The organism is Corallococcus aberystwythensis (genome assembly GCF_003612165.1).
In the GTDB taxonomy this organism is placed as follows: Bacteria; Myxococcota; Myxococcia; order Myxococcales; family Myxococcaceae; genus Corallococcus; species Corallococcus aberystwythensis.
The window spans coordinates 1-6,726 of the sequence record NZ_RAWK01000394.1; the positions used below are offsets into that span (position 1 = coordinate 1).

Annotated in this window: 6 protein-coding genes and 1 tRNA gene; 6 read left to right on the forward strand and 1 reads right to left on the reverse strand. The window is 69.2% G+C overall.

Annotated features, from left to right (window positions below; all coding sequences use genetic code 11):
- From D7W81_RS38605 to D7W81_RS38630, 6 genes are all read left to right on the forward strand, one after another.
- The coding region (locus D7W81_RS38605) for an ATP-dependent helicase (RefSeq protein ID WP_147445782.1) at positions 1-1,942 on the forward strand (1,942 nt) is incomplete at its 5' end.
- 150 nt (positions 1,943-2,092) lie between these two features.
- Positions 2,093-3,718 carry an Hsp70 family protein gene (locus D7W81_RS38610; protein WP_120560356.1) on the forward strand — a complete coding sequence of 542 codons (1,626 nt, stop codon included), beginning with the start codon at positions 2,093-2,095 and terminating at the stop codon, positions 3,716-3,718.
- Between the two features lie 9 nt (positions 3,719-3,727).
- Positions 3,728-4,153, forward strand: a complete 426-nt coding sequence (locus D7W81_RS38615) for an SCP2 sterol-binding domain-containing protein (protein ID WP_120560353.1) — start codon at positions 3,728-3,730, stop codon at positions 4,151-4,153.
- An 18-nt stretch (positions 4,154-4,171) separates the two neighbouring features.
- Entirely contained in the window at positions 4,172-4,468 is a 297-nt protein-coding gene (locus D7W81_RS38620) for a hypothetical protein (protein WP_120560354.1), read from the forward strand.
- A 70-nt stretch (positions 4,469-4,538) separates the two neighbouring features.
- Positions 4,539-4,610, forward strand: a tRNA-Val gene (locus tag D7W81_RS38625).
- 239 nt (positions 4,611-4,849) lie between these two features.
- Positions 4,850-5,140, forward strand: a complete 291-nt coding sequence (locus tag D7W81_RS38630; protein WP_208721651.1) for a YacL family protein — start codon at positions 4,850-4,852, stop codon at positions 5,138-5,140.
- A gap of 98 nt (positions 5,141-5,238) precedes the next feature.
- Here the strand turns inward: D7W81_RS38630 and D7W81_RS38635 are convergent, their stop codons facing one another.
- The gene (locus D7W81_RS38635; protein WP_438503401.1) at positions 5,239-6,192 is read right to left on the reverse strand and encodes a TerC family protein; all 954 of its coding nucleotides are present in this window, start codon (positions 6,190-6,192) and stop codon (positions 5,239-5,241) included.
- Positions 6,193-6,726 lie beyond the last annotated feature (534 nt).

The window sequence follows — 6,726 nt, forward strand, 5'->3', positions numbered from 1 at the left end:
GGGGGGGCCCGTGCTCGTGATTGCCGGGGCGGGCTCCGGCAAGACGCGCACGCTCACGTACCGCGTGGCGCGCATGCTGGAGCGGGGCGTCCCGCCGTCCTCGCTGCTCCTGCTCACGTTCACCAACAAGGCCGCGCGCGAGATGATCCGCCGCGTGGAGGAACTGGCCGGCGGCTTCGCGGACGTGGCCAGCCTCCTGGGCGGCACCTTCCACCACGCGGCGCACGTGCTCCTGCGCCAGCACGCGGGCGCGCTGGGCTTCTCCACCGGCTTCACGGTGCTGGACCGCGAGGACGCTCGCGACCTGATGGGCGCGTGCCTGGCGGAGCGGAAGCTGCGCAGCGACAAGCGCTTCCCGCGTCCGGACGCGCTGCTGGACCTGGTCTCCCTGGCCACCAACCTCCAGCAGCCCGTGTCCCAGGTGCTGGTGGACCGGCGCAGGGAGATGCTCCCCGTGGCCCCCGAGGTCTTCGCCACCGCGCGCCGCTTCCAGCAGCGCAAGGCACAGCTGCACCTGATGGACTACGACGACCTGCTCGCGCACCTGAAGCGGCTCCTGGAGGACCACCCGCCCGTCCGCGCGGAGCTCACCGGGCGCTTCCAGGGCGTGCTCGTGGACGAGTACCAGGACACCAATCGCCTCCAGGGCGACCTCGTGGACCTGCTCGTGGGCGAGCGGAAGAACCTCACCGTCGTGGGCGACGACTGCCAGTCCATCTACAGCTTCCGGGGCGCGGAGTTCACCAACATCATCGACTTCCCCCAGCGCTACCCCGGCTGCGGCATCTACCCGCTCACGCGCAACTACCGCTCCACGCCGCAGGTGCTCCGGCTGGCGAACGCCGTCATCGCGCACAACACGCGCCAGTTCCCCAAGGCGCTCGTGTCCGACGGCGCGCCCGGCCCCGTGCCCCAGGTCGTTCCCACCCGCGACGTGAAGGCCCAGGCCGCCTTCGTCGCCGAGCGCGTCCTGGAGCTGCGCGCGCAGGGGCAGCGCCTGGAGTCCATGGCGGTGCTGTACCGCGCCCACCTGCACTCGCTGGAGCTGCAACTGGAGCTGGCGCGCCATGGCCTGCCATTCCGCGTGCGCTCCGGGGTGCGCTTCTTCGAGCAGCCCCACGTCAAGGACGCGCTCGCCTACCTGAGATGGGCGCACCACCGCCACGACGAGCTGGCCTTCAAGCGGCTCGCGCGGAAGCTCCCGGGCGTGGGCATCGCCAGCACCGAGCACCTGTGGACCGCCCTGGCCGCGCTGCCCCCGGAGCTGTCCCTCCCGGACGCGCTGGCCCACCCGGACGTCCAGGCCCATGTCCCGAGCAAGGCACGGGCGGGCTTCCAGCGCTTCCAGGCCCTGATGACGGCCCTGTCCAGCGGAGGGGCCCGGAGCCCGGGAGCGCTGCTCGCGGACGTGCTGGCGGCGCGCGAGCCCCCGGCCACGCCGGACGCCCGCGCGGAGGACCTGCGCCAGCTCCAGGAGTTCGCCGGCCGCTTCGAGGACGTGCCTCGCTTCCTGTCCGCCATCGCCCTGGTGGCCGAGTTCTCCGCGAAGGCCGCCTTGGTTGGCGACGGCGAGCCCCCCGACGACGTGCTCACCCTCACCACGGTCCACCAGGCCAAGGGGCTGGAGTGGCGGACCGTCTTCGTGCTGGGGCTCGTGGACGGGCGCTTCCCCCTGTCGCAGGCCACGCGCGACCCGGAGGCCGAGGAGGAGGAGCGCCGCCTCTTCTACGTCGCCGTCACCCGGGCCCGGGAGGCGCTGTGGCTCCTGTACCCCCACACCTCGCTGCCCCGGGAGGACGGACGGCTGCTGCTCACCCCGTCGCGCTTCCTAGCCGAGCTGCCGGCGGGCCCTGACGCGGTGTGCGAAACCCTCCCGCCCCCGGAACCCGACGGGCCCATCCGCCTGCGCGACCTGGGGCCGGATCCAGACCGGGAGCTGTAGGCCTGCTGGAATCAGCCCCCCTGGAGGGCGGGCTGGCCAGAACTACAGTCAGGGAGGAAGCGTCCGCCTAGAAACGCGCACGCGACGGCACGACGTGCTAGAGAGTGAGGACGGGCGCGGCCTCCCCCTGAGCTGCGCACGTTGACCTTCATGGCGGACAGACCTCGCATCGTCGGGATTGACCTGGGCACCACCAACACCCTGGTGGCGTCCGTGCGCAACCGCATCCCGAAGATCGTCCCCACGGACCGCGGCAACCTCATCCTGCCCTCCGTGGTCGCGCTGTCCTCCAAGAACGACCTGCTGGTCGGCGGCGTGGCCAAGGATCAGATGGTCACGAACCCCAAGAACACGCTCTGGGGCACCAAGCGGCTGATCGGCCGCAAGTACCATTCGAAGGCGGTCGAGGACCTCAAGGGGTACTTCCCCTACGACATCGTCGAGGACCCCAACGGGGACGCGGCGGTGACGTTGGGCGGCAAGCTCTACACGCTGCCGCAGATCTCCAGCTTCGTGCTGTCGCAGCTGAAGACCATCGCGGAGCAGTTCCTGGGCGGCCCCATCGACGCGGCCGTCATCTCCGTCCCCGCCTACTACAACGACAACCAGCGCAATGCCGTGAAGGAAGCGGGGCGGCTGGCCGGCTTCGACGTCAAGCGCATCGTCAACGAGCCCACCGCCGCGGCGCTGGCCTACGGCTTCAACCGGGGCCTGGACCAGAAGGTCCTCGTCTATGACCTGGGCGGCGGCACCTTCGACGTCAGCGTGCTGCACCTGGCGGGCAACGTCTTCGAGGTGCTGGCCACGGGCGGCGACTCGTTCCTGGGCGGCGCGGACTTCGACAACCGCATCATGGAGTACGTGCTGGAGCGCTTCCGCGACGAGACCAAGGTCGACCTGACCGAGAGCCCCATCGCCCTCCAGCGCATCAAGAACGCCGCCGAGGCCGCGAAGATCGACCTGACGCTCATCCCCAACGTCGTCATCGACCTGCCGTACATCGAGGAGCGCAAGGGCAAGCCGATGGACCTGCGCATCCCGCTGACCCGCGACTACCTCAACAACCTCACCGGCGACCTGGTGGACCGCACCTTCGACATCTGCGACCGCGTGCTCGCGGAGAAGGGCATCAGCCGCTCGGAGATCGACGAGATCATCCTGGTGGGCGGCCAGAGCCGCATGCCGCTGGTGCAGCAGAAGATCCAGGCCCACTTCGGCAAGGCCCCGCGCAAGGGCGTGCACCCGGACGAGTGCGTGGCCCTGGGCGCGGCGCTGCTGGGCGACTCGCTGGGCAGCATCGACGCGGTGACGCTGCTGGACGCGCTGTCCATGCCCATTGGCTACGCGATGCCCAACGGCCGCGTGAAGCGCATCATCGAGAAGAACTCGCTCATCCCGATGGTGAAGAGCTTCCGCCTGCCGCCGCCGCTGCAGCCGGGGTCGCCCTTCATCGAGCTGGACATCTACCAGGGCGACAGCGACCTGATGGTGGACAACGAGTACCTGGGCACCGTCCGCGTGCCGGCCGCCGCGGCGGGCCGGAAGATCGACTTCCGCCTCACCGAGGAGTGTCTCCTCCAGGTGCAGGTGGAGGACGCGAGCGGCATGTCCCGCAAGGTGGATCTGGCCACCCGTGACACGCCCGAGCAGTTGAAGAAGGCCCTTCAGGAAGTCGCCTCGCGCAACGCGCAGGCCGCCCCGTCGAACAGCAGCGGGGCGAGCAACGACGACCGGGGGCTCTTCTCCAGCATCAAGAGCATCTTCCGCAGGGGGTAGGGAGGCGCGATGCCGAAGTTTCCGTCGAAGGAATGGCTGGACGAAGCGGTCCGGCTCACCAATGCAGACCCGGAGTGCGCCATCGCCGGCAAGGGATGGAAGGGCGACTTCGGGGCCATCATCGAGGCGGAGAAGGGCAAGCTGGACAAGACCTTCGTCGTCCACGTGGAGCCCGGCGAGTGCGACATCAAGCGCGCCCGGGTGCTGTCGGATCCGGACGACCTGGAGGAACTGGAGCCGGTGTACCTGGCCCGCGCGCCCTATTCCGTCTGGAAGCAGCTCCTGCTGGGCACGCTGGACCCCGTGGAGGCCGTGCTCAAGCGCCGCATCTCCATGCGGGGCGACCTGCAGCCCCTCATCGAACGCATGCGCTACAAGGGCATCGCGGACCGCGTCTTCGCCGCGCTGAAGACCGAGTTCCCCGACGGCCCCTGAGGCCAGAGGACCGCCACCATGGGCATCCGGGACGACTTGAAGAAGCAGGCGCTGGGGCTGTCCAGCATGGCCATGGAGAAGCTCATGGCCGACGAGAAGCGCGCCCTGGCCGTGGCCCAGGCCATTGGCCGGGTCCAGCGCGGCAAGCAGGCCCTGGACCGGGGACAGGAAGAGGTCATGAAGGCCCTGCACTTCGCGCCGAAGGGGGACTTCAAGGCCGTGGGGAAGCAGCTCGCGGGCCTCAAGCGCCGCCTGCGCGAGCTGGATGAAAAGCTGGAGTCGCTGTCGGAAGAGTCCTCCTCGAAAAGGCGTTGACACCTGCGCGGGCGGATGGCATTTACCGCCGCGTTCGTTGCGCAGCGCTGGCGGCGGGCAGCACGCAGAAGGGCGCGTAGCTCAGCGGTAGAGCACTGCCTTCACACGGCAGGGGTCGCAGGTTCGAAACCTGCCGCGCCCACTTCAAAGAAAGGCCGTGAGTCCTCCAGGGCTCACGGCCTTTTGCTTTTCCACCTCCTGACACGGCGCTGTTCTCCAGGCGGAGACGCCCGTTCGGTGCCGCACGCGGCCGGGCCGCAGTGTCGGGTTCCGGCGCAAACGGCGGGGGCGGGTCGTGGCCGGCGATCCACCGACTGTGCGACCGTCACGGCCGTGCCCAGGACATTGCGATACACGTGGGATCAGCAGGGACGGGCGGTCGTGAGTGGCCAGCCGCCCGACGACGTGCTGGCGGACTACCTCGCCCAGGAGCTGCGCCCGGACGTGAACCGGGCGCAGGGGATGCTGCGAGTGCTGGCGGCCCTGCGGCAGGGGAGGCGCGACCGGTGGGACGTCACCGGCGACACCTGGAGCCTGGAGCTCAACCGGGCCCGGGCCTCCATCCACAGCGAGGTGGCCATCCCCGGCCGCTCCCAGGACCTGCCCCTGGAGGAGTTCGAGGACGCCATCCGCTCCTGGCTGGAGTTCATGGAGCTGTCCCGGGCCCACTGAAAAAAAGAGGCCCGAGCCCCCATGCGCTTCGGGGGCCCGGGCCCGGAGCCCCACACCCCATGGGACCCACAGCCAGGAAGGTTTGATCCGCGGGAGCGTCAGCTCTTCGCGGGGGCCGCGGTGTTCGGCGCGGTGTCTCCGTTGGGCGCGTGCGGCGGCGTGTTCTTCGCCTTCACCAGCGAGGCCACGATGCTGGCGCCCAGCACCAGCGCGATGACGCCCAGGGAGATGGCCGGGGACAGGTGCACCACGTCCACCAGCGCCATCTTCGCGCCCACGAACACCAGCACGCCGGACAGGCCGACCTTCAGGTAGCTGAACTTCTCCATCGCCCCGGCCATCAGGAAGAAGAGCGAGCGCAGGCCCAGGATGGCGAAGATGTTCGACGTGAAGACGATGAACGGGTCGCGCGTCACCGCGAAGATGGCGGGGATGGAGTCCAGCGCGAAGAGCACGTCGGACGCCTCCACCAGCAGCAGCGCCATGAGCAGCGGCGTGGCCAGCCGGCGGCCGTTCTCCACCGTGAGGAAGTGCTGCCCGTGGAAGTGCGGCGTGGAGGGAATCACGCGGCGGGCGGTGCGCATCAGCCAGCCGTCCTCCGGGTGCTCCTCATGGTTGCGCTGGATGAAGAGCTTCACGCCCGTGAGGATGAGGAAGGCGCCGAAGACGTAGATGAGCCAGTGGAAGCGCTCCAGCATCGCCACGCCCGCGAAGATCATCACCGCGCGCAGCACCAGCGCGCTCAGGATGCCCCAGAAGAGCACCCGGTGCTGATAGATCGCCGGGACCTTCATCGCGGAGAAGATGACGACGAAGACGAAGATGTTGTCGACGGAGAGCGACTTCTCGATGAGGTAGCCGGTGAGGAACTCCATGCCCGGCCCGGCACCGAAGCGCCACCACAGGAAGGCGTTGAAGGCCAGCGACAGGCTCACCCACACGGCGCTCCACGCCCCGGCCTCCTTGAAGCTCACCGTGTGGGCCTTGCGGTGGAACACACCGAGGTCCAACGCGAGCATCGCGAAGACAAAAGCGATGAAGGCGCCCCACATGAGGGGGCTGCCAATGGTGTGAATGGATTCCAAAGCGGTCACCAGGGGAAGGCACGGGGAGCCAACCCCTCTCAAATAGGAGCCCCGGCTATCTTCGGCAAATAGAGAATCCGGACGCGACACTTCGGGAAAACGGAAGTATCAACGAGTGCAGGCGGGGGCCGGACGAAGGGAACCGGACGGACAGGGGCTCTGGCTGCCCTTGTCGCGGTGGGAAGTGTTCACTTCCGTCGCGGTTTGCAATGGCCCCGGCTGAGAACGCTTTCCACCGGGCCATTGAGACCAGCCGAGCGCCTGAACCTCCCGTGGCACGTGAGCCCGGAGGCTGGGGGCGTGGGTGATGAGGGCCGCCGGCGAAGGCGTCGCGGCCACTGCCCGTCTCATGGCCCCCGAGCACGGAAACCCCCTGCCCGATGCGGAACCGATTTGTCTTCACGTCCAGCGCGCTGCTGCTGGCGCTCCATGCCTTTGGCTGCGGCGCGAGCCCCGAAGGTGACCCGACGACCCCGGCCGGCGAGGTGAGCACTCCCGAGC